Origin of the sequence: Rhodococcus oryzae (assembly GCF_005049235.1) — a bacterium.
Lineage (GTDB): Bacteria > Actinomycetota > Actinomycetes > Mycobacteriales > Mycobacteriaceae > Rhodococcus_G > Rhodococcus_G oryzae.
The window spans coordinates 16,281-42,607 of record NZ_SUMD01000019.1 but is presented as its reverse complement, the minus strand read 5'-3'; the positions used below and the strand labels follow the sequence as shown (position 1 = coordinate 42,607).

27 protein-coding genes are annotated in these 26,327 nt (G+C 68.8%); 7 read left to right on the top strand and 20 right to left on the bottom strand.

Annotated features, from left to right (window positions below):
• Window positions 1-153 precede the first annotated feature (153 nt).
• From FCG67_RS24535 to FCG67_RS24525, 3 genes are all read right to left on the bottom strand, one after another.
• A complete protein-coding gene (locus FCG67_RS24535) occupies window positions 154-1,134 on the bottom strand; it encodes a TerC family protein (RefSeq protein ID WP_136912180.1) in 981 nt (326 codons plus the stop codon).
• 202 nt (window positions 1,135-1,336) lie between these two features.
• A complete protein-coding gene (locus FCG67_RS24530; RefSeq protein WP_136912179.1) occupies window positions 1,337-3,997 on the bottom strand; it encodes a DNA translocase FtsK in 2,661 nt (886 codons plus the stop codon).
• Window positions 3,998-4,058: 61 nt separating this feature from the next.
• Window positions 4,059-4,682: a TIGR03085 family metal-binding protein gene (locus tag FCG67_RS24525; RefSeq protein WP_136912178.1), complete on the bottom strand. Its 624-nt coding sequence runs from the start codon at window positions 4,680-4,682 to the stop codon at window positions 4,059-4,061.
• Between the two features lie 65 nt (window positions 4,683-4,747).
• Here FCG67_RS24525 and FCG67_RS24520 point away from each other — a divergent pair, with 65 nt between their 5' ends.
• Entirely contained in the window at window positions 4,748-5,527 is a 780-nt protein-coding gene (locus FCG67_RS24520; RefSeq protein ID WP_136912177.1) for a sulfite exporter TauE/SafE family protein, read from the top strand.
• Window positions 5,528-5,593: 66 nt separating this feature from the next.
• Here FCG67_RS24520 and FCG67_RS24515 read toward each other — a convergent pair whose 3' ends face one another.
• The 3 genes from FCG67_RS24515 to thyX all read right to left on the bottom strand — a co-directional run bounded on the left by FCG67_RS24515 (window position 5,594) and on the right by thyX (window position 9,325).
• On the bottom strand, window positions 5,594-7,603 hold the full coding sequence (locus FCG67_RS24515) for a ribonuclease J (RefSeq protein WP_136912176.1): 2,010 nt from the start codon (window positions 7,601-7,603) through the stop codon (window positions 5,594-5,596).
• Window positions 7,600-8,505 (bottom strand): 4-hydroxy-tetrahydrodipicolinate synthase, encoded by a 906-nt coding sequence (gene dapA / locus FCG67_RS24510; protein ID WP_136912175.1) that lies wholly within the window; start codon window positions 8,503-8,505, stop codon window positions 7,600-7,602. Before dapA ends, FCG67_RS24515 begins: the two co-directional genes overlap by 4 nt.
• Before the next feature lie 67 nt (window positions 8,506-8,572).
• On the bottom strand, window positions 8,573-9,325 hold the full coding sequence (thyX, locus tag FCG67_RS24505; protein WP_136912174.1) for an FAD-dependent thymidylate synthase: 753 nt from the start codon (window positions 9,323-9,325) through the stop codon (window positions 8,573-8,575).
• Window positions 9,326-9,491: 166 nt separating this feature from the next.
• Between thyX and FCG67_RS24500 the strand changes: the two genes are divergently transcribed.
• The 3 genes from FCG67_RS24500 (at window position 9,492) to FCG67_RS24490 (ending at window position 11,346) form a co-directional block, all read left to right on the top strand.
• Window positions 9,492-10,298: a tyrosine-protein phosphatase gene (locus FCG67_RS24500; protein ID WP_211243319.1), complete on the top strand. Its 807-nt coding sequence runs from the start codon at window positions 9,492-9,494 to the stop codon at window positions 10,296-10,298.
• A gap of 47 nt (window positions 10,299-10,345) precedes the next feature.
• Window positions 10,346-10,822 (top strand): toxin-antitoxin system HicB family antitoxin, encoded by a 477-nt coding sequence (locus FCG67_RS24495; RefSeq protein ID WP_136912172.1) that lies wholly within the window; start codon window positions 10,346-10,348, stop codon window positions 10,820-10,822.
• Window positions 10,823-10,911: 89 nt separating this feature from the next.
• Entirely contained in the window at window positions 10,912-11,346 is a 435-nt protein-coding gene (locus FCG67_RS24490) for an SRPBCC family protein (protein ID WP_097211330.1), read from the top strand.
• Between the two features lie 27 nt (window positions 11,347-11,373).
• Here the strand turns inward: FCG67_RS24490 and FCG67_RS24485 are convergent, their stop codons facing one another.
• Window positions 11,374-12,594, bottom strand: a complete 1,221-nt coding sequence (locus FCG67_RS24485; protein ID WP_136912171.1) for a winged helix-turn-helix domain-containing protein — start codon at window positions 12,592-12,594, stop codon at window positions 11,374-11,376.
• 251 nt (window positions 12,595-12,845) lie between these two features.
• On the opposite strand from FCG67_RS24485, the gene FCG67_RS24480 reads away from it, so the two are divergent.
• Window positions 12,846-13,385: a DUF2231 domain-containing protein gene (locus tag FCG67_RS24480; RefSeq protein ID WP_136912170.1), complete on the top strand. Its 540-nt coding sequence runs from the start codon at window positions 12,846-12,848 to the stop codon at window positions 13,383-13,385.
• Between the two features lie 232 nt (window positions 13,386-13,617).
• Here FCG67_RS24480 and FCG67_RS24475 read toward each other — a convergent pair whose 3' ends face one another.
• On the bottom strand, window positions 13,618-13,947 hold the full coding sequence (locus tag FCG67_RS24475) for a MerR family transcriptional regulator (protein ID WP_136912169.1): 330 nt from the start codon (window positions 13,945-13,947) through the stop codon (window positions 13,618-13,620).
• Window positions 13,948-14,116: 169 nt separating this feature from the next.
• Here FCG67_RS24475 and FCG67_RS24470 point away from each other — a divergent pair, with 169 nt between their 5' ends.
• Window positions 14,117-14,554, top strand: coding sequence for an STAS domain-containing protein (locus tag FCG67_RS24470; protein ID WP_136912168.1), 438 nt, complete (start codon window positions 14,117-14,119; stop codon window positions 14,552-14,554).
• Between the two features lie 117 nt (window positions 14,555-14,671).
• Here FCG67_RS24470 and FCG67_RS24465 read toward each other — a convergent pair whose 3' ends face one another.
• From FCG67_RS24465 to FCG67_RS24450, 4 genes are all read right to left on the bottom strand, one after another.
• Window positions 14,672-15,181, bottom strand: coding sequence for a flavodoxin family protein (locus tag FCG67_RS24465; RefSeq protein ID WP_136912167.1), 510 nt, complete (start codon window positions 15,179-15,181; stop codon window positions 14,672-14,674).
• A gap of 40 nt (window positions 15,182-15,221) precedes the next feature.
• Window positions 15,222-15,692, bottom strand: coding sequence for a hypothetical protein (locus FCG67_RS24460; protein ID WP_136912166.1), 471 nt, complete (start codon window positions 15,690-15,692; stop codon window positions 15,222-15,224).
• Complete coding sequence (gene dapB / locus FCG67_RS24455) at window positions 15,689-16,432, bottom strand: 4-hydroxy-tetrahydrodipicolinate reductase (RefSeq protein ID WP_136912186.1); 744 nt, start codon at window positions 16,430-16,432, stop codon at window positions 15,689-15,691. The genes FCG67_RS24460 and dapB overlap by 4 nt, the downstream gene beginning before the upstream one ends.
• Window positions 16,433-16,511: 79 nt before the next feature.
• A complete protein-coding gene (locus FCG67_RS24450; protein ID WP_136912165.1) occupies window positions 16,512-16,949 on the bottom strand; it encodes an SgcJ/EcaC family oxidoreductase in 438 nt (145 codons plus the stop codon).
• 91 nt (window positions 16,950-17,040) lie between these two features.
• Between FCG67_RS24450 and FCG67_RS24445 the strand changes: the two genes are divergently transcribed.
• A complete protein-coding gene (locus FCG67_RS24445; RefSeq protein WP_136912164.1) occupies window positions 17,041-17,544 on the top strand; it encodes a MarR family winged helix-turn-helix transcriptional regulator in 504 nt (167 codons plus the stop codon).
• Here the strand turns inward: FCG67_RS24445 and FCG67_RS24440 are convergent.
• The 8 genes from FCG67_RS24440 to FCG67_RS24405 form a co-directional block, all read right to left on the bottom strand.
• Window positions 17,492-18,415, bottom strand: coding sequence for an esterase/lipase family protein (locus tag FCG67_RS24440; RefSeq protein ID WP_211243318.1), 924 nt, complete (start codon window positions 18,413-18,415; stop codon window positions 17,492-17,494). The two genes, FCG67_RS24445 and FCG67_RS24440, sit on opposite strands and share 53 nt — an antisense overlap.
• A gap of 50 nt (window positions 18,416-18,465) precedes the next feature.
• Window positions 18,466-19,572, bottom strand: a complete 1,107-nt coding sequence (locus tag FCG67_RS24435; protein WP_136912163.1) for an alcohol dehydrogenase catalytic domain-containing protein — start codon at window positions 19,570-19,572, stop codon at window positions 18,466-18,468.
• Window positions 19,573-19,576: 4 nt separating this feature from the next.
• Window positions 19,577-19,954 (bottom strand): VanZ family protein, encoded by a 378-nt coding sequence (locus tag FCG67_RS24430; protein WP_246045271.1) that lies wholly within the window; start codon window positions 19,952-19,954, stop codon window positions 19,577-19,579.
• A gap of 3 nt (window positions 19,955-19,957) precedes the next feature.
• On the bottom strand, window positions 19,958-21,289 hold the full coding sequence (locus tag FCG67_RS24425; RefSeq protein ID WP_136912162.1) for a M16 family metallopeptidase: 1,332 nt from the start codon (window positions 21,287-21,289) through the stop codon (window positions 19,958-19,960).
• A gap of 136 nt (window positions 21,290-21,425) precedes the next feature.
• Window positions 21,426-23,708: a polyribonucleotide nucleotidyltransferase gene (locus FCG67_RS24420; RefSeq protein ID WP_136912161.1), complete on the bottom strand. Its 2,283-nt coding sequence runs from the start codon at window positions 23,706-23,708 to the stop codon at window positions 21,426-21,428.
• Window positions 23,709-24,082: 374 nt separating this feature from the next.
• Window positions 24,083-24,352 (bottom strand): 30S ribosomal protein S15, encoded by a 270-nt coding sequence (rpsO, locus tag FCG67_RS24415; protein WP_136912160.1) that lies wholly within the window; start codon window positions 24,350-24,352, stop codon window positions 24,083-24,085.
• Window positions 24,353-24,487: 135 nt separating this feature from the next.
• On the bottom strand, window positions 24,488-25,468 hold the full coding sequence (locus FCG67_RS24410; protein WP_211243317.1) for a bifunctional riboflavin kinase/FAD synthetase: 981 nt from the start codon (window positions 25,466-25,468) through the stop codon (window positions 24,488-24,490).
• 43 nt (window positions 25,469-25,511) lie between these two features.
• Window positions 25,512-26,246, bottom strand: a complete 735-nt coding sequence (locus FCG67_RS24405; protein WP_246045270.1) for a TetR/AcrR family transcriptional regulator — start codon at window positions 26,244-26,246, stop codon at window positions 25,512-25,514.
• Between the last annotated feature and the right edge of the window lie 81 nt (window positions 26,247-26,327).

The following is a 26,327-nucleotide window of genomic DNA, read 5'->3' as shown; positions in this document are numbered from 1 at the left end:
ATCGTGCTGGTCAACATCTCCGGCCGCGGCGACAAGGACGTCGACACCGCCGCGAAGTGGTTCGGCCTGATGCCGGACACCGACACCGACCGCTCCAACGAGGAAGGCCAGGCGAAGTGACCGCACCACTGCGCGTCAGCGCGTTGCCCGGCCTTACTTGGCGGCGGTGTTACGGGTCTTGAGCAGGCTCGCCACCGCGGTCACCACCAGCACACCGAGGATCACGAGCAGCGAGAATCCAGTGGAGATCACGGGGACGCTCACGGGCTCGCCGCCGTTGATGAACGGCAGGGTGTTCTCGTGCAGCGCGTGCAGCACCAGCTTCACACCGATGAACGCGAGGATGATCGACAGGCCGTAGGACAGGTACACCAGCCGCTCGAGCAGCCCGCCGATCAGGAAGTACAGCTGCCGCAGGCCCATCAGTGCGAACGCGTTCGCGGTGAACACGATGTACGGCTCCTTGGTGAGGCCGTAGATCGCGGGGATGGAGTCGAGCGCGAACAGGACGTCGGTGAACCCGATCGCGACGAGTGCCAGGAACAGCGGCGTGACCAGACGCTTGCCGTCGATCTTGGTGGTCAGCCGGTCGCCGTCGAACTCCTCGGTGGTCGGCAGGAAACGCTTGGCCAACGCGATGATCTTGCTCTCGCGTTCCTCTTCGACCTCCGCCTCGTGACCGGCCTCGCGGATCAGCTTGTACGCGGTGTAGACGAGGAAGATGCCGAACAGGTAGAAGACCCAGCTGTACGCGTTGATCGCCGCGGCGCCGACGGCGATGAAGGCGCCGCGCATCACCAGGGCCATCACGATGCCGATCAGCAGCACCTTCTGTTGGTACTGACGGGGAATCGCGAAGGTCGACATGATGATGACGAACACGAACAGGTTGTCGACCGACAGGGCCTTCTCGGTGACGTACCCGGCGAAATACTCACCGCCGTAGGTCCCGCCCCAGCCCCAGATGATCACGAAGCCGAACAGGATCGCGATGCCGATGTAGACGGCCGACCAGAAGGCGGATTCGCGGAAGGTGGGCTCGTGGGGGGTGCGCACGTGCGCGAAGAAATCGAATACGAAGAGCCCGAGGATCACCGCAATGGTGACGATCCAGATGAGCGGTGTGACATGCATCAGCCAACGACCTCCGGTTGCCGATAGGTAGGGCACCGGAGGTCTCTCCCGCCGACGGTGCAGTCGACCGGCAACCCCGGAGCGGCAATGGTGCCGTTCGTGCTGACGAGGTTGCCACAGGAATGGGGGATACTCCCCTCCAAGGCTCGTTCATTCAACCACAAAGCGGCCGGCCCGCCGGTCAGGCGCGGGCCCGGCCGACTCAGTCCTCGGGCTCGGACTCCGGGTCCCCACCGCGGATCGACCAGAGCAGCCCGTCCAGTTCGTCCGGCTTGATCAGCACGTCGCGGGCCTTGGAGCCCTCGCTGGGGCCGACCACTCCCCTGGTCTCCATCAGGTCCATCAGGCGACCCGCCTTGGCGAAACCGACCCGGAGCTTGCGCTGAAGCATCGAGGTCGACCCGAACTGGCTGGTGACCACCAGCTCGACGGCCTGCAGCAGCACGTCCATGTCGTCGCCGATGTCGGGGTCGACGTCCTTCTTTTCCGCCGCCTTCGAGGCCGTGACGCCGTCGGTGTACTCGGGCTCGGCCTGGTTCTTGGAGAAGTCGACGATCGCGGAGATCTCTTCGTCGGTGATGAAGGCGCCCTGCAGACGGGTCGGCTTGCCTGCCCCCATGGGCAGGAACAGCGCGTCACCCATACCGATCAGCTTCTCCGCGCCCGGCTGGTCGAGGATGACCCGCGAGTCCGTGAGCGAGGACGTCGCGAAGGCAAGGCGGGAGGGCACGTTCGTCTTGATCAGTCCGGTGACCACGTCCACCGACGGGCGCTGGGTGGCGAGCACCAGGTGGATGCCGGCCGCGCGCGCCTTCTGCGTGATCCGGACGATCGCCTCCTCCACGTCCCTCGGCGCGGTCATCATCAGGTCCGCGAGCTCGTCGACGATGGCGAGGATGTACGGGTACGGCCGGTACACGCGCTCGCTGCCGAGCGGCGCCGTGATCTCCCCGGAGCGGACCTTCTTGTTGAAGTCGTCCACGTGCCTGACCTTGTTGGCCTGCATGTCCTGGTAGCGCTGCTCCATCTCCTCGACCAGCCACGCCAGCGCGGCCGCCGCCTTCTTCGGCTGGGTGATGATCGGCGTGATCAGGTGCGGGATGCCCTCGTACGGGGTCAGTTCCACCATCTTCGGGTCGATCAGGATCATCCGCACCTCGTCCGGGGTGGCCCGGGCGAGCAGCGAGACCAGCATGGAGTTCACGAAGCTGGACTTGCCGGAGCCCGTCGAACCCGCCACCAGCAGGTGCGGCATCTTCGCCAGGTTCGCGCTGACGAAATTGCCCTCGATGTCCTTGCCGAGGCCGATCACCAACGGGTGGTGATCCTTCCGGGTCGACGGCGCGGACAGCACGTCCGCCAGGCGCACCATCTCCCGGTCAGAGTTCGGCACCTCGATGCCCACCGCGGACTTGCCGGGGATCGGTGCGAGCAACCGGACGTTGTCGGTCGCCACGGCGTACGCGATGTTGCGGGCCAGGGCGGTGATCTTCTCGACCTTGACGCCGGGGCCGAGCTCCACCTCGTATCGGGTGACCGTCGGGCCGCGGGTGAAACCGGTGACCGCGGCGTCGATCTTGAACTGCTCGAGCACCTCGGTGATGGCCTCGATCATGGTGTCGTTGGCCGAGCTGCGGGTCTTCGGCGGATCGCCCTCGATCAGCAGCGACGTCGGCGGCAACGTGTAGTCGCCCTCGATGACGCGGTCCGGGATCAGCATCGCGGGCGTGGTGTCCTCGGCCGCGGCCGGCGCGGGTGTCGGCTTCGGCTTCGGCCGCGGTCGGGCCGGGGGCGCCGGAGCGGCGGGCGGCGCCGCGATGACCTCGGTGACCGCCTCGTTCGCGGTCTCGTCGACCGGGTAGTTCGCGGCGGGCCCCACCGGCTCGTCCACCGGGTAGCCGTCGGCATCGAACAGGGTCGGGTCGAAGTCCGACGGGTCCTGGCGGGCCCGACGGGATCGGCGCGCAGGACGCAGGTTTCGCAGGTCCTCGAGATCGTCGTGCCCCGGGTCGTCGTGGCCGTGGTCGTAGCCGTCCTCCGGGTCGTACGGCTCGTACTCGTCGGCGTGACCGTGCACGCCGAACAGCGTCCTCAGCCGCTCCGGCACCTCACGGACGGTGGTGCCGGTGACCAGCAGGACCCCGAACCCCATCGCCAGGGCCAGCAGCGGGATGGAGAGCCACATGGTGAGGCCGTCGGTCAGCGGTCCACCGATGACGTACCCGAGGAACCCCGCCGCCTCGGCCCGGCCCTCCGCGTCGACGGGCGCCCCACTGATGACGTGCCACACGCCAAGCGCGGGCAGGCCGATCAGCAGCGAACCGAGGATCAGCCGTGGCCGCACCTCCGGGTGTGGCTCCGAACGCATCAGCACCACCGCGATCGCGCCTGCGATGATCGGCAGGACCGCGCCCGCGCCACCGAACAGCGCCCGCACCCCGGTCTCGATCCAGTCCCCGACCGGGCCCCCCGCGGCGAACCACATGGCGGCCGCGACGATCACGCTGCCCGCGACGAGGCCGAGGGCGATTCCGTCCCGGCGGTGTCCCGGCTCGATGTCGGCGGCCTTGCTGACCGTCCTCGTCGTCGCGCCGACACCGCGCGCCATCAGGGCCCAGCCGCGGCCCAGCCCTCGCCCGGCGGCCTTGAGCGGGCTCACCGGCGCCTTCGCGGCCGGCTTGCGCCTCGCCGCCTGTGCGTTGCTGCGCGGCGCCGTCGGCTTGCGTGGGGTGGTCACCGTCTTGGTGGTCCGGCCGCCCGACCGCGCCTTCGAACCACCCGACGCCGACGATCCCGAGCTCGCGGAGGACCGCGGCGAGGATGACGCGCTCTTGGTAGTTCTGGTCCCGGTCTTACCTGCCATGCACGTCAGGTTAGTCGCTGAGGCCCCATCAGGACCATCCGCAACACCCGCAACAGGGCTTCTAGATGCCGCGATCGAGCGACATCACACCCTGGACGGCCTGATCGGAGCCCGTGGCCTCGAGCCGGACCGCGTCGCGTCCGAAGGCGTGCAGGGCGAGTTCCGCGGGGTCGCCGCGCAGCACCACGGTCTCGCCGCCCGCGCTGCGCACCGTGGACCGTCCTCCGTCCGGGCGCTCCAGCACGACCGAGCAGGACGCCCGTCGATATGCGCGCCTGCCCATCCGCCGGGCCAGCGTCCAGAGCGGACCCGACCAGACCGGATCGAGGGTCCGGGGCTCCCAGTCCTGACCACCGCGCCGCACGTCCTCGTGGTGGACGAACATCTCGGCCAGATTCAGCTGCTCGTCGAACGGCCGCATCGGCGACCACACGGGCGGACCCGTCCTGATCTGCTCGAGCAGGTCCTCGAAGGATCCGCGGGCGATCGATGCCTGCACCAGCTCGGTGTACCCGGACAGGGCCGAGACCATGATGCCCGCGGCCGCATCGGGCCGTCGTTCGCGGAGTACGAGATGTGCGGCCAGATCCCGGACGGTCCACTCGCCGCACAGCGTTGGCGCGTCGGGCCCGAACTCGGCCATCGTGACCACGAGCGCGAGCCGCTCGTCGTGGGCCAGCTTCATGCCCGCCACGCTACTGCCGCGCGGGTCCGTCCGCGCGCTGACACGCACCCAGTACCGTCCCTGCGGTGCCCATCACCGAGATGATCGTCATCGCCCTCGCCGGTTTCGGCGCGGGCGCGATCAACGCCCTCGTCGGCTCGGGAACCCTGATCACCTTTCCCACCCTGGTCGCGTTCGGCTATCCGCCGGTGGTCGCGACGATGTCGAATGCGGTAGGCCTCGTTGCGGGTGGCGTGTCGAGCACCTGGGGATACCGTCGCGAACTCCGCGGCCAGTGGGACCGGCTGCGCTGGCAGATCCCGGCGTCGCTCGCGGGAGCGGGCCTCGGCGCCTGGCTGCTGCTGCACCTGCCCGAGAAGGCGTTCGTCACGATCGTGCCCGTGCTGTTGGCACTCGCACTGATCCTGGTGGTCGCCGGTCCGCGGATCCAGGCCTGGGCCCGCGAGCGCGCGGAGGCGCAGGGCCGCGACGCCGAGCACGTCGGGCCCGGCCGGATGGCCGCGCTGACCGGTGGCACCTTCGCGGTCGGGGTATACGGCGGCTACTTCACGGCCGCACAGGGAATCCTGCTGGTTGGCGTGATGGGCGCCCTGCTGCCGGAGTCGATGCAGCGGATGAACGCCGCGAAGAACCTGCTCTCACTGCTGGTCAACGTCGTCGCCGCCACGGCGTACACCCTGGTGGCCTTCGACCGGATCAGTTGGGCCGCAGCGGGACTCATCGCCGTCGGATCGCTCGTCGGCGGAGCCGTCGGTGCCAGGTACGGCCGACACCTCTCCCCGACGGCGCTCCGCGCCGTCATCGTCGTCGTCGGCCTGATCGGACTGTGGCGACTGCTGTTCTGACACCCACGCGCAGGCCGGCCCGGTGTCGAACCGGGCCGGCCGTCGCGAGGAGTGGTGGTGCGGCGGCTAGACGCCGATGACGGTCGGCACGATCATCGGCCGACGCCGGTACTTGTCCGCCACCCAGCGACCGACCACGCGCCGAACCGCCTGCGCGATCCGATGGGTGTCGGTGATGCCCTCGGCCGCGAGCCGGGCGAGTTCCGCCTCGACGAGCACCGCGGCCTCCTTGAGCGCCGCCGGGTCGTCGGAGAAGCCGCGCCCGTGCACCTCGGGGGTACTGACGGCCTTGCCGGTGTGCGTGTCCACGGCGAGCGAGATCGAGATGAATCCACCCTCGCCTAGCACGAGCCGGTCCGAGAGGGTCGAGTCGCCGACGTCGCCGACGGAGTTCCCGTCCACGTAGACCATGCCGACCGGCACCCGGCCCACGATCTCGGCGAGGCCGTCGACCATGTCCACCACGACGCCGTCCTCGGCGAGCACGATGCGCTCCTCCGGGACACCGGTGGCCTTGGCCAGCGCCGCGTTGGCCCGCAGGTGCCGCCACTCGCCGTGCACGGGCATCGCGTTGGTCGGCCGCACCGCGTTGTACAGGTAGAGCAGCTCGCCCGCCGAGGCGTGGCCGGAGACGTGCACCTTGGCGCTCTGCTGGGTGACGACGGTGGCGCCGCGCTTGGCGAGGCCGTTGACCACCGCGAACACCGAGTTCTCGTTGCCGGGGATCAGCGAGGACGCGAGGACCACGAGGTCGTTCGCGCGGACGTTGATCTGCCGGTGCTCGCCGCGGGCCATCCGGGACAGCGCGGAGAGCGGTTCGCCCTGCGAGCCGGTGGAAATGAGCACCAGCCGGTCGTCGGGCAGGTTCGCCGCGGTGTCCACGTCGACGACGACGCCGTCGGGAACGGACAGATAGCCGAGGTCCTGGGCGATCTGCATGTTGCGGACCATGGACCGGCCGACGAACGCGATCCGGCGGTTGTACCGCACCGCGACGTCCACCACCTGCTGGATGCGGTGCACGTGACTGGCGAACGACGCGACGATGACGCGCTGCTTGGCCTTGCCGATGACGTTGTCCAGGACACCGCCGATCTCCCGCTCGGGAGTGACGAAGCCGGGCACCTCGGCGTTGGTGGAGTCCACCAGGAACAGGTCGACGCCCTCGTCGCCGAGCCGCGAGAAGCCCGCGAGGTCGGTCAGGCGGCCGTCGAGCGGCAGCTGGTCCAGCTTGATGTCGCCGGTGTGCAGCACCACGCCTGCGTCGGTGCGGATCGCGATGGCGATGGCGTCCGGAATCGAGTGGTTGACGGCGAAGTACTCGCACTCGAACGGGCCGTGCGTGGTGCGCTGACCCTCGATGACCTCGATCAGGTTCGGCCGCTGCCGGTGCTCGCGGCACTTGGCTGCGACCAGCGCGAGGGTGAACTTCGAGCCGATGACCGGCAGGTCAGGGCGCAGGCGCAGCAGGAACGGGATCGCGCCGATGTGGTCCTCGTGACCGTGCGTGAGCACCACGGCCTCGACGTCCGCCATCCGGTCCTCGATGTACGCGAAGTCCGGGAGGATCAGGTCGACACCGGGCTGCTGGTCCTCGGGGAAGAGGACACCGCAGTCGACGATGAGGATCTTGCCCTTGTGTTCGAAGACCGTCATGTTGCGGCCGATCTCGCCGATGCCGCCGAGCGCGACGACCCGCAGGCCGTTACGGGGCGCCTTCGGCGGGAGGCCGAGCCGTTCGGTCGGGTCGACGCGGCCGTCCGGGCGCTGCCCGCCGCCCCCGTTCTTCGGCTGCCGCTGCGGACGTCCCGAACCGCCCTGCGAACGGGACTTGGGGGCGTTGCCACCCTCCGACTTGGCGGCGGCGCCGCCCTGCGACTTCGCGCCACCGCGGCGACGCTTGGGTGCCTGCTCCTGCGCAGCCGGTGCCGACTCGGCCGGTGCCTGCTGCTGCTGCTGCGGCTGTTCGGGGGCCGGGGCGGGGGCCTGCTGCTTCTGGGCGGCCTCGGGAGCCGCGGCGGGGGCCGGGGGTCCGGCCTGACGGCTGGCGCTGCGACGACGCGGCGGGCGAGTCATGACAGCACCCCTGCCGCGCGCAGGTCGGCCGCGAGGACCTCGACCTGTTCCGGGCTTGGCGGCACCTGTGGCAATCGTGGGTCACCGACGTCTATGCCCTGCAGTCGCAGCCCGGCCTTCGAGGCCGAGACGCCACCGAGCAGGCCGAGCGACCTGATCAGCGGGAGCAGGCTCACGTTGATCTCACGGGCGCGGTCGTTGTCGCCCGCCAGGAACGCATCGCGCAGCTCGCGCAGGCGCCCCGGGACGAGGTGACCGATCACACTGACGAAACCGGTGGCTCCGACGGAGAGCCACGGCAGGTTCAGCGGGTCATCGCCGGAGAAGAACTGCAGGTCCGTGTTCGCGATCAGCTCCGCGCCTGCGTTCAGGTCGCCCTTCGCGTCCTTGACCGCCAGGATCCGCGGGTGCTCGGCGAGCCGGTAGATCGTCTCGGTCTCGATCGGCACCACCGAGCGCGGCGGGATGTCGTACAGCATCACGGGCAGGTCCGTCGCGTCGGCGACCGCGGTGAAATGCGCCAGCAGGCCGGCCTGCGGCGGCTTCGAGTAGTACGGGGTGACGACGAGCAGTCCGTGCGCGCCCGCCCGAGCGGCGTCACGCGCCAGCTCGACGCTGTGTGCGGTGTCGTTGCTGCCCGCGCCCGCGACGATCCTGGCCCGGCTGCCGACGGCGTCGATGACCGCGCGCATCAGCTCGAGCTTCTCGTTCTCCGTGGTGGTGGGAGATTCACCGGTGGTGCCCGCGAGCACCAACCCGTCGCAGCCGCCGTCGACGAGGTGCGTCGCCAGCCGAACGCCCGCATCGACGTCCAGCTTCCCGTCGCCGGTAAACGGGGTCACCATCGCGGTCAGGATGGTGCCGAACGGATGCTCGACGGGGGCGGATTCACCGTTGGTCATGGTCAGAAGGTTACCCGGTGGGCAGGTGAAGATTGAACACCGCAGTGCCCGTGCCGAATCGCCCCGCTCAGTCGCGGTTGTCGAACTCGCTCACCGCGACCTCGGTGCCGTCCGGCATTGTCGCGATCTCGAAGTCTCCGAACACATTCGGTGCTGCCTCCGTGAGCTGACGAAGGCATTCGATTGCCAGGCTGCGAATCTCCACGTCGGCATGCTCGGAGGCACGCATCGCGATGAAATGCCGCCAAGCCCGGTAGTTGCCGGTGACGACCACCCTGGTCTCGGTCGCGTTGGGCAGCACGGACCTCGCCGCCTGCCGTGCCTGGCGCGCCCGCAGAGACCCGTTCGGGACGTGCGCGAGCTTGGTCTCGAGCGCCTCGAGCAGTTCCACATAGGCGGCGCGGCTGGCATCGGTCGCCGCCACGAACAGCGCTTCGAGCTCGGGGTCGCCGACCACGGCGGGCGGCACCACGACGTTGGCGTCCCGCTCGGTGACCGATCGCTGCGAGAGCTGCGAGTACGACAGGTGCCGGTGCCGGATCAGCTCGTGCGTGCAGGAGCGCGAGATCCCCGTGATGTAGAAGCTCACGCTGCCGTGTTCGAGGACCGACAGGTGCCCGACCTCGAGGAGGTGACGGAGATAACCGGCGTTGGTCGCGGTTCGCGGGTTCGGCTTCGACCAGCTCTGATAGCAGGCCCGACCGGCGAACTCGACGAGCGCCTCGCCGCCGTCGGCATCGGTCTCCCACGGCACGTCCGCCGGTGGGGCGAACTCCGTCTTCGCGATGAGTTGCACTTTCAGAGACACCGCTTGCCGCACTGCGTTCCTTCCTGGTCCTGCTTGGTCCTGCTGAGACCTGCTCGCCGAATCACCGCACCCTATCGGCGCGACTCCTCGCGTTCACCTGAACGGTGTACCAACTCCTGTGTCCGAACGTCTTGGATCACCGCGCCGTGATCCGCGCCGACCCCCATGGAGACACCTCGTGGCCCTCACCCCGAACCGTGCCCGCGTCCTGCGCGCGGCCGCCGCCCTCACCATCGGAACCTCGATCTTCGTCGGTTCCGCCGCGGGCACCGCCCTGGCCGCGGCACCGGCGGCCGTCGAGCAGTCGGTCTTCGACCGGTCCCTGCACCTCGACGGCGCCAAGAACGCCCGCGACGTCGGCGGATACACCACCGCCGACGGTCGCACGGTCAAGACCGGGCTCGTCTTCCGCACCGATGCGCTGAACAAGCTGTCCCCCGCCGACCTCGGCACGCTCGAGGGCCGCAACGTCAAGGCCGTCGACGACCTGCGCACCGTCTACGAGCGGGCGCTGCAGCCCGACCTCGTACCCGCGGGCGCCAAAGCCAACTGGTACGACGTGCTCGGCGCCTCGCCCGTCACCACGCTGGTCGACCTGAACTCGGCCTACCGCGCCTTCATCACCGGCCCCGGCGCCAATGAGGCCTTCGCCGCCGTGCTCCGCGACATCCGCGACACCGACGGCGCGGTGCTCTTCCACTGCAGCGCGGGCAAGGACCGGACCGGCTGGACCGCCGCGGTGCTGCTGACGATCCTCGGTGTCGACCGCGCGACGGTGAACGCCGACTTCATGCTGAGCAACGTCTACCGCGGGGTCGACGCCACCAGCCCCTCCGCGTTGCTCGACGGCGTCAAGCAGGAATGGCTCGACGGCGCCTTCGCCACCGCCGACGAGCGCTACGGCAGCTTCGACAATTACGTGCACCAGGGCCTCGGCCTGACCGACGCCGACATCGCCGCGCTGAAGGCGAAGCTGCTCGCCTGACGCCATGACACCTTGACCGACGTCAAGAATGACGTCACACTGACGTCATGGAACTGTCGGAGTACACCACCACCCTGCGTGACGACCTGATCGCGGCGGCCGCCCTCGGCGACGAGAACACCAAGAGAATCGCCGAGGCGCTGGCCGTCGCGGCCGAGAACTCGGCGCGATTGATGCTGCTGTCCGCACTCTCCGACCTGGCGGCCGAGGTGTCGACCGCGCTCGGCGACCGGACGGTGCACGTGCGACTCGACGGCGATCGAACGCACGTCGAGGTGGCTCGCCCGGCGCGGCCCGGATCCGGCCCGCGCGGCGAGAGCACGACGAGCGACTACATCAATGATGCCGTAGATGACGTCACCGGTGACATCTCCCGGGTGACCCTGCGCCTGGTGGATCAGATGAAGTCACGCGCGGAGGAGGCCGCATCACAGAACGGGATGTCGCTGAACTCCTGGGTGTCGCAGGCCGTCCAGGGCGCGCTCCGGGACCAGGTGCGCAAGGGCAGGCGGACGGAGGAATGACCTGGACGCGCGTCCGCAACCCAGGACGGTCTCGGAGTGATGTAATGACGCACTGAGTTTGGACGCAATCGCATTAAGGGGTGGGCTCGATGGCCGTGTCAGGCAACAAGGAATTCCACATCAAGGCCGATCCGGCCAAGGTGATGGAGGCGATCGTCGCGGTGGAACGAGTACCGGAGTGGTCGTCCTCGCACAAGTCGGTGATCGTCGAGAGCACCCACCCCGACGGCCGTCCGCTGCGCGTGCGCATGAAGGTCTCGGTGCTGGGCGTCAACGACGAGCAGGTCGTGGACTACCAGTGGGTCGGCGACGAGAAGGTGAGCTGGAGCCTCGTCGAGAGCGACCAGCAGAAGACGCAGGACGGCTCGTACACGCTCGTCGCGGACGGCGACGGCACGAACGTGACCTTCGATCTGACCGTCGACCTGAAGATCCCGATGCCCGGGTTCATCGTCAAGCGCGGCCAGAAGATCGCCCTCGAAACGGCCTCCAAGGGCCTGACCAAGTTCGTCGAAACCCTCTGACCGACAACCGGATCCGATCCTGGGCGATCAGACCCGGTCGGCGAGTGCGCCAGCGAGATCGCCGCGCTCGCCGACCCTGACGTCCGAGAGCCCGAGCCAGTCCGCCATCTCGCGCAGCGACGAGGCCAGCGACTCCACCACGCGCCCGTCCCCGCCCTCGCCCTCGCCCTCCGCGAAGGCGCCGTGCACCTGGAGGGCGTCGGCGCCGCGATCGGCCTTGAGATCCACGCGGGCGACCAACTCGCCGTCGAGCAGGAACGGGAATACGTAATACCCGTGCACCCGCTTGTGCTGGGGCGTGTAGATCTCGAGCCGGTAGTGGAAGTCGAAGATCCGTTCGGTGCGCGGACGGAAGAACACCAACGGGTCGAACGGGCACAGCAACGCCGCTCCGGTGATCCGGCGCGGCGTTCGTGCCTCGACGTGTCGGTAGGCGGGGACTCCCCAGCCGCGCACGGTCACCGGGGCCAGGGTCCCCTCGTCCACCAGGTCCGCGATCGCGGCGGCGGCCTGGGCACGCGAGAGCCGGTAGTAGTCGCGCAGGTCCGGCTCCGTTCCGACGCCGAGAGACCGCGCGGCGCGACGGATCAGTTCGCGCACCGCGTCCCCCTCGTCGATCCGGCTGGACACGACGCCGGCCGGGAGCACCCGGTCGGCGAGGTCGTAGTGCCGGACGAAGCCGACCCGCCTGTCCACCGACAGCGCACCCGCCGCGAACAGTTGCTCGCAGATGACCTTCGTATCACTGCGATCCCACCACGGCCCGGCCCTGCGACCGCGGTCGATCTCGAGGCGCCGCTCGATGTCGCCCGCGCTCGCCGACCCGACCGCCGAGATCACGTCGACGACGTCGCGGATCAGGGCCGGGTTCCGCTCGAGCACCTTGCGCTCCCCTTCCCAGCGACCGCCCTCGTAGGCGCGCATCCGCCAGCGCAGCAGCGGCCAGTCCCCCACCGGGATCAGCGCCGCCTCGTGGGCCCAATACTCGACCAGCGCACGGGGCTTCGCGGCGGTGTGCCGCCACGCGGCGTCGTCCAGCAGGCCCCGGTCGTAGGCACCGATCCGGCTGAACACCGGCATGTAGTGCGCCCTCACGGCCACCGAGACCGAATCGATCTGCAGCAGCGAGGTCCTACCGACCGCCTTGAGCAGGTGTCTGCGGGTGGGCGCGGTGGTCGGGCGGGCGTCGGCGAACCCCTGCGCGGCCAGCGCGGTTCGCCTGGCGGCGGCGGCCGTCATCTCGAGCATGTCCCCACCCTGCCATCGGAGTCCGACATTTGGGCCAGAGCGACAGGCCGGTTCACCGTTGCAGACGTCTGGGTACGTCGCCGCCATGAGCACAATCACCGGCGCGCAGTGAATGCACGATCTTCGGGGTCGAGCCGTCAGCAAACACCGCGAGGATTATCGACCGTGGGTGTGGGTATCCGCTGGAGGGGTAATGGCGGTTTGACGGCGGCCGTGACAGGGCGGCCACTCCCGAGCGGAAAGTCGATGTGATGAACGTTCACGAACTCCTCGGCGTGCCTGAGTCGGTCGACGCGCTGGATCGGATCAGCGCACCTCTCCAGGAGCGGATCGACCGACTCCTCGATCACGGTCGGACGGCCGGACTCCTGCGCGGTTCCTGGCTGGGCCATCCGGTACACCCAATGGCGGTCACCGTCCCCGTCGGCGCCTGGACGGCGGCGGTCGTATTGGAGACCGTTCTGCGGGACCACCACGCGGCGCGGCGTCTCATCGGCCTCGGGCTGGCCGGAGCGCCCTTCGCGGTCCTCACCGGATGGGCGGACTGGGCGGAGCGCAATGAAGCAGACCGCCGTGCCGGGCTGGTACACGCGCTCGGCAATACGGCGGCCGCCTCCGCGATGCTCGTCTCGTTTCGGCTGCGCAGGCGCGCACCGAGCGTCCGTGCGCAGGCGTGGAGCTGGGTGGGCCTTGCGGCAGCTGCGGCCAGCGGCGCCCTCGGCGGTCACATCGCGTTCGGCTCGTCCCGGCGGGCAGAGGCCTCTTCCGGTAGGCGGGTCGTCGGCAGGTAGTGGCAGGTGTTCGCGCAACGGCCATGCCGGCCAATAGGTTTCGGCTCACCGCCCACCACACATTGCCATCGTCAGCTCGGAGCCTTGCGGCTGCCGTTCACAGCTGTCTGCCACCACTCATCGAGGGCGCTTGGATCCGACCCCGAACCTCTAGGGCTCACCGTTGCTTTTCCTTGGCAAGTGGCATAGATACTCCAGAGGCCCAGGCGTGATCTTCCCAGCGCCGAACACACTAACGCGCCCGTTGTCGACTGGCCGCGCCTTCGTGCTCTGCCCGCAGGTCCTTGTTCTCGATCTCCAGCCGGAGATTGTCGGCCTCAAGCTGCAGGATCCGCGCAACTCCCGCAAGGTTGATTCCGGCAGCGACCAGTTCGGCGATATGACGCAAGGCGATCAGGTCGTCGTCGCTATAGCGCCGGGTCCCGCCTTCAGTCCGGGCCGGGGCGAGCAGTCCCCGCTGCTCATACAGGCGCAATGTCTGCGGGTCAATCCCTGACAGCTCGGACGCGACCGAGATGCCATAGACGCCCAGCCGCGAACGAGGGGTGGAACCTTGCGTCATTGCGGTGCCTCCAGATTCTGACGTCCTCTTGCACCAGGCTAGCAGCGGTGGCACGATAATCTGTGCCTGAATTGCTAGATAATCCTGCGATTCCGACCTTGATTATTGAACTCCGATATCTGCTGCTCACTCTCGACCACAGCGCCACCCGAGTGGAGGAGGTCTGGAAATGCACATTCATATTCGCCAGTACAGCCGCTTGGATGACTGTCTCTGCGAAGCGCGGGGTCGAAGCTGGGGCCCAGGGTCGACTGTCGTCGAAGTCGGCGGTGACGTCGACTACGGCTCCGTCGAAGTTCTGCAATCAGCCCTCGATACCGGCATCGATACAGCGGTCATGAGCCTGATAGTGGATCTGACCCACACGACATTTCTTGGACTTTCTGGGGCACAGTTGCTGGCGCGGGCGAACATCCGTGCCTCCGCCAATGGCCTCCAGCTTCTCCTTGTCGCACCTGCGTGCTGCGCCGTACGAGTGCTTGATGTATCAGGCTTAGCGGACCAGTTTCGGATCTTCCCGACGATTCAGGACGCGGTGGACGAGAACCGGCGCCTGCGCCTCCACAGCGAACCGAGCGATACGCGAGTTCCCTTCGCTGCGGGATGAGCAAGCAGGAGCCGGCTTGATACCGACCGGCACGCAACGCCGTGGTTCATCACCCGATCGCCGGCGGCTGAGCCGGCAACTCGTTCCGCCAGATCACCGACCGAGACCGGTTTCGATTCACTTCCCATCGCAACCTCCCGATCGACGTGCTGCCTGGGCTTCCGCCAACGTCACCGCGACGGTCGCCCCCAGCTCGTAACAGAGTTCGCGGGCGCGGGCATCGATCCCGTCCGTGACCTCCACCGTCTGCGCCACCTTCGTCAGCGCGAGCCCGGCGACGATCTTGTCCACCGACCGCACTGCCCCGGCGGTGTCGTTGTTGCCGTGCACCCACAGCCCGTACGGGCGGCCCGCGACGGCGTCGAGACACGGGTAGTAGACGGTGTCGAAGAAGTGCTTGAGTGCCCCCGACATGTAGCCGAAGTTCGCCGAGGTGCCGAAGACGTAGCCGTCCGCGGCCAGCACGTCCGGGATGGTGGCCCCGAGCGCGGGCAGCGAGCGCACGGTGACACCCTCGATCTCCGGGTCGTTGGCACCGCCCAGCACCGATTCGAGCAACTCGCGGGTAGCGGGCGAGGGGGTGTGGTGCACGACCAAAAGAGTTGGCTGCCTGCGCTCGTCCGTCACATGGTCCAGAGTACGGCCGAGTCGGGACCGACGGTGCGGGTCAGCCCTGCTCCCGCTCGGCCTGCTCCAGCGCGACGGCCCGGCGCATGGTGTCGCGGGCTCGGCCGCGATCGCCTGCGTAGTCGTACGCCCGCGCGAGCCGGTAGGAGTTGCGCCAGTTGTCCGGATCGGCCTCCCACTCCGACTTCACCTGTGCGAAAAGCTGATCCGCGGCGTCCCTGTCGATCCGACCCGAGGGCCGCCTCGGCAGCTCCGACACATCGAGCTCGAGACCCTCGTCCGCGATGCGCTGCGCGAGGTGCTGGTGCGCGAATCCGGCACGTAGCGTCACGACCACGATCCAGACGCCCAGCACCGGCAGCAGCAGCACGCCGATTCCCAGACCGATCGGCGCCACTCCCCCCTCCCGGATCAGGTCGAGGCCGCGCTGGCCGAGCAGCACGAAGTAGAAGCCGAGCGCGAGGACGATCGCCGCGATGGTGACGACGACCTTGGTGGTGCCGTTCTTCACAGGTCGAGCAGGGGGTCGATGCCGACGGTGAGCCCCGGGCGGCCCGCGATCTCCCGGACACCGAGCAGAACGCCGGGCGCGAAGGAGTTGCGGTCGATCGAATCGTGCCGGATGGTCAGCGTCTCACCCTGGGTTCCGAGCAGAACCTCCTGGTGCGCAACGAGTCCCGCGAGGCGGACCGAATGAACCCTGACCCCGTTCACATCGGCACCGCGCGCACCGTCGAGCTCGGTGGAGGTCGCGTCCGGGCTCGGCCCGCGGCCGGCCTTCTCGCGTGCCGCCGCGATCAACGCGGCGGTGCGGTAGGCGGTACCCGACGGGGCGTCCGCCTTGTTCGGGTGGTGCAACTCGATGACCTCGACCGAGTCGAAGAAGCGCGCGGCCTGCTCGGCGAAGCGCATCGACAGCACGGCGCCGATGGCGAAGTTCGGCGCGATCAGCACGCCCACCTCGGGGTTCTCCACCAGCCAGGACTGCACGGTTGCCAGCCGGGCGTCGTCGAACCCGGTGGTCCCGACGACCGCGTGGATGCGATTGGCCACCAGGAACTCCAGGTTGCCCATCACCACGTCGGGGTGGGTGAAATCGACCACGACCTGCGTGCGGGTGTCGACGAACGTCTCGATCCGGTCGCCCTGGTCGACCTGCGCGACGAGTTCCAGATCGGGCGCGGCCTCCACTGCCTCGCAGATAGCGCGGCCGACCTTGCCGCTGGCACCAAGAACACCGACCCGGATCATCGTCACTCGATTCACTCTCCGTCTATCACGTTGACTCTCGAAGGAAGCCTACGCAATCGCACCGGCGGTGCGCGCGGCGCTACCGCTCCGCCGCGGGCACCAGACCGGGCGCGGTCCGGAACGAGATCCGCTCCATCAACGGCCTGCGCTTGGTGTTGTGAAACGCCGCGATCCGCCACCGCCCGTCGACCTCGCGGACCATCGCGTACGTCTGGACCTTGCTGAGCTTCGCCGGCGGATCGCCCTTGTAGGTGTCGCCGCGGCCGGTGACCACAGCGGCGTCCGCGCCGAGGAACCTGACATCGAGCACCTGGTCCGCCAGGCGGGTCCCCTTGACGAACTTGTCGAACAGCACCCGATGGCTCTCGACGATGTCGGCTCGGCCCCGGTAGTAGGTGACGTAGGTGGCGTCGTCGGTGAACTGCGCGCCGTAGGCATCGGCGTCATGGCGCCCCCACGCGTCGACGGGCGCGTCGATGGTCTGACCGATCGCGGCGCGATCCTCGGTGGTGCCCATACCGTCCTCCTCCTCGTTAGACTGGAGCAGATACTGCACATGCGCATTGTCTGCATGCGTGCAGATATCAGACTAGGAGGGATGCACGGTCATGGCAAGCGATACCGAGGCGAACCGGCACGCGATCTTCCGCGAATACCTCGACGCCGTCGGCCTCAACGGCCTGGCCAGCGCGGAAGCGGCGGGCCTGCACACCTCCGAATGGCACGCCCTGAGCAGGATCGGCCTGCACGGCAGCCTGACCTCGGGTCAGCTGGCGGCCGAGACCGGCCTCACCACGGGCGCAACCACCCGCCTGATCGACCGGCTCGAGCGCGCCGGATACGTGCGGCGCGCGGCCGATCCCGACGACCGCAGACGGGTGATCATCGAACCGGTCGCGGGTGCCCTACCCGAGGTCGACGAGGTGGTGGGCCCGGCCCGCCGACACCTGGCCGAGGTCCTCAGCCGGTACTCCCCCGAACAGCTCGACCTGCTGTTCGACTACTTCGCGCACGCCGCGCCGGCCTTTCGCGCGGCCACCGACGAGATCCGCGCCGCGGCTACTTCCCGGAACAGGGGTCCGCGGAGAAGCTCGGGTCCAGCGCCTTCCTGACGACATAGCCGGCGGTCGGTGACGCGGCGAGCGCGATGTGGTCGGAGTGGTCCGCGGCGCACAGGTCCTGAATCCACAGATTCTCGACCGTGGCGCCGGGGCCCGCGGCGAGGAAGGTCGCCTCTGGCGGCGTGGAGATCGAGTCGTTCCGGCTCGCGACGACCGTGTAGTCGATCCCCGGCATGGTGTCGCCACCGGAGTTCAGTGCGGTGATCACCGGGCTGCCCACGAGCTGCTGGACGGAGGCCTTGCCCGCGACGCCCTCGGCCAGACCGACAATCGGCGGGATCCGCTTGGCCAGTTCGGCCATGCCCGACATCGTGGTGCCGTGGTTCGTCGCGCCCAGCGTGATCAGCTTGCGAACCTTGTTCTGCGACGGATGATCGGCGTTCGCGCCACCCTCGAACCTGAGGAACTGGCGGGCGACCACCCCACCCTGCGAATGCGCGACGACGTCCACCTGATCGGTGCCCGTGCTCTCCAGCACGCGGCCGACGAACGCACCGACCTGTCTGGCCGACGTCGGGATGTCACCGGTCGCGTACATGCCCATCGAGCCCATCATGCTCGTCGGGTCCTGGCCGTAGTTCAGCGTGAAGACGCAGTACCCGTCTGCCGCGAGTTCGGGCGAGAGCCTGTCCCAGCTGTTCTGGTTGCTCATGGTGCCGTGCAACAGGACGACGGGGCGCGGATGATCGGCGGTGGGCTTGCACTCCCAGATGTTCGCGCCCGGCGGCGCCTCCGCGGGCTCGGAATCGCCGGCAGACCCGGCGCCCGCCGGAGCTGCGACGGCAAATGTCAACGCGCCCAATGCGATCAACGCCGTTCCGGCCCGACGGATCAGGGGGCCGGCGCTCCTGCGACATGTCACGGCTGGACAGTAACGCAGATCACAGCATCTCGCGCGTCGGAGCGGGCAGCTCAGTCGAAGACGATCACCTGACGGATCGCCCGGCCCTCGGCCAGCTCGTCCATGCCGCGATTGATGTCATCGAGCGTGATCTGCGAGGAGATCAGCCGCTCGACGGGCAGCCGGCCCTCGCGCCACATCTGCGCATACCTCGGGATGTCCCTCGAGGGCACGGCCGATCCGAGGTAGCTGCCGACGATGGTCCTGGCCTCGGCGACCAGCAGCAGCGGCGAGATCGCGGATCTGGCCTCGGGACTGGGCAGCCCGACCGTCACGGTGGTGCCGCCGGGGGCGGTCGCCGCCACCGCGGCCTCGAAGGCACGCGCGTTGCCCGCCGCCTCGACAACCAGGGACGCCCGCACGCCGCGCTCCGCCAGCTCTCCCGGGGTGTACACCTGCGTAGCGCCGAGTTCGGTTGCCACCGCGAGCTTCTCGGGCATCGCATCGACGCCGATCACCTCGCCGAGGCCGAGCGACACCGCGGTCAGGATCGCGGCCATCCCTACCCCGCCGAGGCCGACCACCATGATCGAATCCCCCGGCGCCGTCCGTGCCGCGTTCAGCACCGCGCCACCGCCGGTCAGGACGGCGCAGCCGAGCACAGCCGCGACCGCGGGTGGCACGTCGTCGCCCACCGGGACCACCGACCGGCGGTCGACCACAGCATGCGTCGCGAACCCCGACACACCGAGATGGTGGTGCACCGGCTCGCCGTCGCGGTGCAGGCGCTCCCCGCCACCGAGCAGGGTGCCCGCGTTGTTCGCGGCACCGCCCGCGCTGCAGGGCATCCGGCCGTCGGTCGCGCAGCCCGCACACTCACCGCAGCGCGGCAGGAAGGTCATCACCACCCGCTGTCCGATCGTCACATCGTGCACCCCGGCACCGAGCGCCTCGACCCTCCCGGCCGCCTCGTGCCCGAGCAGCATCGGCACAGGACGCACCCGGTTCCCGTCGACCACGGACAGGTCCGAGTGGCACAGGCCTGCCGCCTCGATGCGGACCAGCAGCTCGCCGGGGCCGGGCCCGTCGAGCTCGAGCTCCGAGATCGAGATGGGCCGCGACTGTGCGAACGGACGCTCCCGACCGATCTCCTCCAGCACCGCACCACGAATCCGCATGCCGCTACCTCTCCTCGTCGCGACCGCCCGTCGCCGGTCTCCCCCGTCCAGCCTGCCACGCCCGGAAGATCACCAGCCCGACTGCCACACCCACGATGTCCGCGGCCCAGTCCCAAACCGACGCGCTCCGGTGGATCGGCAGCAGGCCCTGCAGGACCTCCGACGCCGCCGCGTAGAGCCCGGCCCAGACGACCACCGCCGTGACCCCGATGCCCGCGAACCGCGCGCTGTAGGCCAGGGCCGCGAACATCAGCAGGTGGGTGACCTTGTCGATGTTGGGCGGTCCGCTCGGCACCGTGGAACCGGGCGAGAACAGCATCACGAGGGTGATGAGCGTGACGACGGCCAGCGGCACCGCGCGCCGCGACCGGAAAAGCGCCACCGGTCAGACGATTCCGCGGACGGCGGCGGGCAGGTCCCTCTTGCGCTTGTAGGGGCCGACGACCGAGGCGCCGAACGGCCGGCTCAGCAGCATCGCGGCGACCTCACGCACCTCCTCGGTGGTGACCTCGTCGATCCGTGCCAGCGTCTCCGTGATGCTGCGGTGGTTCCCGTAGTTCAGCTCGCTGCGGCCGATCCGGTGCATCCGGGAGCCGGAATCCTCCAGTCCGAGAACCAGTCCGCCGCGGATCGACCCCTTGGCCCGCGCGCATTCGTCGTCGGTGATGCCGTTGGCCGCGACGTTCGCGAGCACCTCGCGGATCACCGTCGTGACCTCGCCGAGGTTCTCCGGCTGGCACCCGGCGTACACCGAGAACGCCCCGCTGTCCGCGAACGTGTCGATGCTCGAGTACACCGAGTATGCGAGGCCTCGCGACTCCCGGATCTCCTGGAACAGACGGGAACTGAGCCCACCACCGACGGCGGTGTTCAGCACGGACAGCGCCCAGCGGTGACCCTCGTGCCGCCCGAAGGCGCGCACACCAAGGCACAGGTGCGCCTGCTCGCTGTCGCGCCCCCGCAGGGTGAGCTCGGGGACGGTGCGCAGCCGCAGCAGGCCCTCGCGCCGCTCCGCCGGTTTCGGTCCCCTGGTCAGATGCCCCTTGAAACTGCGCCGCACCAGTGCGACGGTCTCGTCGTGGTCCACATTGCCGGCCACCGCGACGACCATCCGCGGCGGCGTGTACCGGCGGACGTGAAACGAGTGCAGCTGGGTCCGGGACATCGACTCGATCGACTCGACGCTGCCGATCACCGGGCGGCCCACCGGGTGGTCCCCGAAGAGCGCGGTCAGGAAGTCGTCGCCGAGCAGGTCCTCGGGGTCGTCGTCGCGCATCGAGATCTCCTCGAGCACCACCTGGCGCTCGACGTCGACGTCGTCGGAGCGGCAGCGTCCACGCAACACGACATCGCTGACCAGGTCGATGGCCAGCGGCAGGTCGTCGTCGAGCACGTGCGCGTAGAAGCAGGTGTGCTCGCGGGAGGTGAACGCATTGAGCTCGCCGCCGATGCCGTCGACCACCTGGGCGATCTCCAGAGCACTGCGGGTCGGGGTCGACTTGAACAGCAGGTGCTCGAGGAAGTGCGCGGCTCCCGCCACCGACGGTTGCTCGTCGCGAGACCCGACCCCGACCCACACGCCAACCGACGCGGAGCGGACGCCCGGCATGTGCTCGGTGACCACCCGCAGACCGCCGGGGAGCACGGTTCGCCGGACTCCGAAGTCCTGGGATCTGGTCGTCAGTGCGGAGGTTCGACTGCGATTGTGTGCGGCCATGAAGTGGGTCTACGGTCCTCGTCAGCTGTGCGGATGTGGGGCTCAAACAGTACACACCGGGTGGGATTCGAAAACACCGGTGCTCCCGCGCGTGCGCGCGGGAGCACCGGTGTTCAACCAGCCGATAGGGCCGGATCTACTCCGAGTCGGTCGCCTCGTCGGCGGCCGCGTCAGCAGGCGCGTCCGATGCCGAGGACTCGTCCTCGACGGGGATCAGCGAGATCTTGCCACGGTTGTCGATGTCGGCGATCTCGACGCGGAGCTTGGAGCCCACGTTGACCACGTCCTCGACCTTGGCGATCCGCTTGCCGTTGCCCAGCTTCGAGATGTGCACCAGTCCGTCGCGGCCCGGGAGCAGCGAGACGAACGCGCCGAAGGCGGTGGTCTTGACGACCGTGCCGAGGAAGCGCTCGCCCACCTTGGGCAGCTGCGGGTTGGCGATGGCGTTGATCATGTCGATCGCGGCCTGCGCAGACGGACCATCGGTGGCGCCGACGAACACGGTGCCGTCGTCCTCGATGGAGATGTTCGCACCGGTCTGCTCGGTGATCGAGTTGATCATCTTGCCCTTGGGCCCGATGACCTCGCCGATCTTGTCCACCGGCACCTTGATGGCCGTGACGCGCGGGGCGTACGGGCTCATCTCGTCCGGGGTGTCGATGGCCTCGGCCATGACCTCGAGGATCGTGGTGCGGGCATCGTGCGCCTGCGAGAGCGCGCCTGCCAGCACCTTGGACGGGATGCCGTCGAGCTTCGTGTCCAGCTGCAGCGCCGTGACGAAGTCCTTCGTGCCCGCGACCTTGAAGTCCATGTCGCCGAACGCATCCTCGGCACCGAGGATGTCGGTCAGCGCCACGTACCGGGTCTCACCGTCGACCTGGTCGGAGACCAGGCCCATGGCGATGCCCGCGACCGGAGCCTTCAGCGGCACACCGGCGTTGAGCAGCGACAGGGTCGAGGCACAGACGGAACCCATCGAGGTGGAACCGTTGGAGCTCAACGCTTCCGAGACCTGACGGATCGCGTACGGGAACTCGTCCTGGCTCGGCAGCACCGGCATCAGGGCGCGCTCGGCGAGGGCGCCGTGGCCGATCTCGCGACGCTTCGGCGAGCCGACGCGACCGGTCTCACCGGTGGAGTACGGCGGGAAGTTGTAGTGGTGCATGTAGCGCTTGCTGGTCTCGGGCCCCAGCGAGTCGATCTGCTGCGCCATCTTGACCATGTCGAGGGTGGTGACGCCCATGATCTGGGTCTCGCCACGCTCGAACAGCGCGGAGCCGTGGGCCCGCGGGATGACCGCGACCTCGGCCGACAGCGAACGGATGTCCGTGATGCCGCGGCCGTCGATGCGGAAGTGGTCCTTGAGGATCCGCTGGCGCACGAGCTTCTTGGTCAGCGAGCGGAACGCCGCGCCGATCTCCTTCTCGCGACCCTCGAAGTTCGGGGCGACCAGCTCGAGGACCTCGACCTTGATCTCGTCGGTCTTGTCGTCGCGCTCCTGCTTGCCCGCGATGGTCAGTGCGGCGCTGAGCTTGTCGGCTGCGGCCTTCTCCACGGCGGCGAAGACGTCGTCCTGGTAGGCCGGGAACACCGGGTAGTCGCCGGTCGGCTTGGCGGCCTTGGCGGCGAGTGCCTGCTGCGCGGTGCACAGACGCGCGATGAACGGCTTGGCTGCCTCGAGGCCCTCGGCCACGATCGCCTCGGTCGGCGCCTGCGCGCCGCCCTCGATCAGCTCGATCACGTGTGCGGGGGCCTCGGCCTCGACCATCATGATCGCGACGTCGGCGTCGTCACCGGAACCGGAGACGATGCGGCCGGCGACGACCATGTCGAAGACCGCGGTCTCGAGCTGCTCGACGGTCGGGAAGGCAACCCACTGGCCCTTCTTGTTCTCGTCCGAGGTGAGCAGCGCGACACGCACGCCACCGACCGGGCCGGAGAACGGAAGGCCGGCGATCTGCGTCGACGCCGAGGCGGCGTTGATCGCGACCACGTCGTATAGGTCCTTCGGGTCCAGGCTCAGGACCGTGACGACGACCTGGATCTCGTTGCGCAGGCCGTCGACGAAGGACGGGCGCAGCGGCCGGTCGATCAGACGGCAGGTCAGGATCGCGTCGGTGGAGGGACGGCCCTCACGACGGAAGAAGGAGCCGGGGATGCGGCCGGCGGCGTACATGCGCTCCTCGACGTCCACCGTGAGGGGGAAGAAGTCGAAGTGCTCCTTGGGGTGCTTGCTGGCCGTGGTGGCCGACAGCAGCATGGTCTCGTCGTCCAGGTAGGCGACGACGGCGCCTGCGGCCTGCTGCGCGAGACGACCGGTCTCGAAACGGATGGTGCGGGTGCCGTAGCTCCCGTTGTCGATCACGGCGGTGGATTCGAACACGCCCTCGTCGACCTCTACTGCGGAATTCTCTGTCATCTTTTCTCTTCTCGTCCTCTCGTCTTTTGCCGTATCCGTGTGCGGGCGTCGCAGCCCTCCTGGCGGCGACGCGCACCATCACGACGGTCCAGCGCCCGAGGCGGGCGGGAACATCGCTGCGCGGAGGCGGTCATCGATCGAAGCCCTCCGGATTGGCGCCGTCGTGAGATCGACGCGTCCGAGTGACCACTACCGAGGACCGACGCCACGGCTTCAGGTACGTACGGCTGGATCCCGTGGATCCGATGCTAAAGCTGCGGCGTGAAAAACGCCGGTAGCCAGCGAGGCCAAGTCTATGCACTCGGCTCGCTGGCTACCGGGAAGTTCACGTCCAGATGACCCGCAACGTGTCGCGGGTCACCGTGTACGCCGAATTATCGACGCAGGCCCAGACGCTCGATCAGCGAGCGGTAACGCGCGATGTCGACCTTCTGGACGTACTTGAGCAGGCGACGACGGCGTCCGACCAGCAGCAGCAGGCCGCGGCGGGAGTGGTGGTCGTGCTTGTGCTTCTTCAGGTGCTCGGTGAGGTCGACGATGCGCTTGGTGAGCATCGCCACCTGCGCCTCCGGCGAACCGGTGTCGGTCTCGTGCAGGCCGTACTCGCCGAGGACGACCTTCTTCTGTTCGGTGGTCAAAGCCACTGTGAATCTCCTGTAACTGACGTCCGCGTGATTGGAACCGGGGCTCGCACACGAAGGTGTTCGCCCCAGTTGGTGCGGCCACCGCGGACCGCAGCACACACCGACAGGAGATACTACCAGGGCATACGGGGCGAACTATTCGCCGTGACGCAGGTCCGCCTCGATCAGGATCTCGCGCGAGCGCTCCGCGTCCCGGCCCATCTGCGCGACGAGTTCATCGACCGAGTCGAACTTCTCCATGCCGCGCAGTCGCTCGACGAAGTCGACCGCGACGTGCTGGCCGTACAGATCGGCCTCACCGTCGAGCACGAACGCCTCGACCGTGCGGGTGCGTCCGGAGAAGGTCGGGTTGGTGCCCACCGACACCGCCGCCTGGTGCCGCTCGCCAGGAACGACGGTTCCGGTCAGCGGTCCGGCACCCAGGACGGTGAACCAGGCCGCGTACACGCCGTCCGCGGGGATCGCCGAGTACATCGGGGGCGCGATGTTCGCCGTGGGGAAGCCGAGCTGGCGGCCGCGCCCGTCACCGTGCACCACCACTCCCTCGACCCGGTGTGGTCGACCCAGCGCCTCGGACGCGGCCGCGACGTCGCCCGCGTCCACGCACGAACGGATGTACGTCGACGAGAAGGTCACCGCATGTTCGGCCAGCAGGCTGACCCCGTCGACCGCGAAGCCGAACCGTTCGCCGGTCTTGCGCAGCAGGTCCACGTTGCCGGCCGCCTTGCGCCCGAAGGTGAAGTTCTCGCCGACCACCACCTCCGCGACGTGCAGCCGCTCCACGAGGATCTCGTGCACGTAGCGCTCGGGGGTCAGCTTCATGAACTCCGGGGTGAACGGCATCACGCAAAAGACGTCGATGCCGAGTTCCTCGGCCAGTTCCGCCCTGCGCGCGAGCGTCGTCAACTGCGCTGGGTGACTTCCCGCGCGCACGACCTCGGCCGGATGCGGATCGAAAGTCATGAGCACACTTGCGATTCCACGCTCGCTGGCAGCCTTGACCGCTCTGCTGATCAGTTGCGCGTGCCCACGGTGCACGCCATCGAAAACGCCGATCGTGAGAACGCAACGACCCCAGTCGGCAGGCACTTCGTCGAGACCACGCCATCTCTGCACGAGTGGCAGCCTACGGCCCCGGTCCGAGTGCGTCACCTTCGGCTCAGGACTCGACGGCCTTCGCGGCGATCGCATTCGCGACCTCGACGAGCCCGAGGGCGATCGCATCGGTGTCCCGATCGACCAACCAGCGCAGCACCAGACCGTCGACGATGGACAGGCTGCGGTGCGCGATCGACGCGACCGGCTCCGTCCAGACCATCCCGGTGCGGTCCGCACATTCGACGAGAAACGCCGTGACCTCGCGGTCCATGATCCGGTACTGCTCGCCGACGACATCGCCCGCATCCGGCGATCCCGCCTCGCGCAGGCGCATGGCATGCGTGGCGATCTCATAGGTCAGCAACCTGCGGTTCGGATTGGCCTCGACGATCGACCACATGGCCTTCAGCCCGATCCCGACGAACTCACGCAGTCCCGCCCGGCCGTCCGCCTGCGTTGCATGGCCCACCGCGGCCAGCACCATCTGCGAGGCCGTGCTCAGCTCGTACACCAGCCGCTCCGCCATCTCCGTGAGGAGCGCTTCCTTGCTAGCGAAGCAGTAGTGCACCATCCCCAGGGATATGCCAGCCTCCCGTGCGATCGCCCGCACCGTGACCGCCCCGATCCCGCCGCGTTCGGCGATGTCCAGCGCGCACTCGATCAGTTGGCGGCGGCGCTCGTCGGCGGTGAGCCGAGCCGTCGAGACCGGGGCGGAAGCCGTGGGGCCACCCGAGGGCGCCGACGCAGCCGTCACCTCGTCGGTGGTCGTCGTGTCGGTCATCATCGTGGAGGTCATCGCATATTGATACCAGCGCTAAGGGGCTCTGGTGGGATGCCGGACACGCGTTAGGGGTCGAATAGGGGCAGGCCCGTGTCC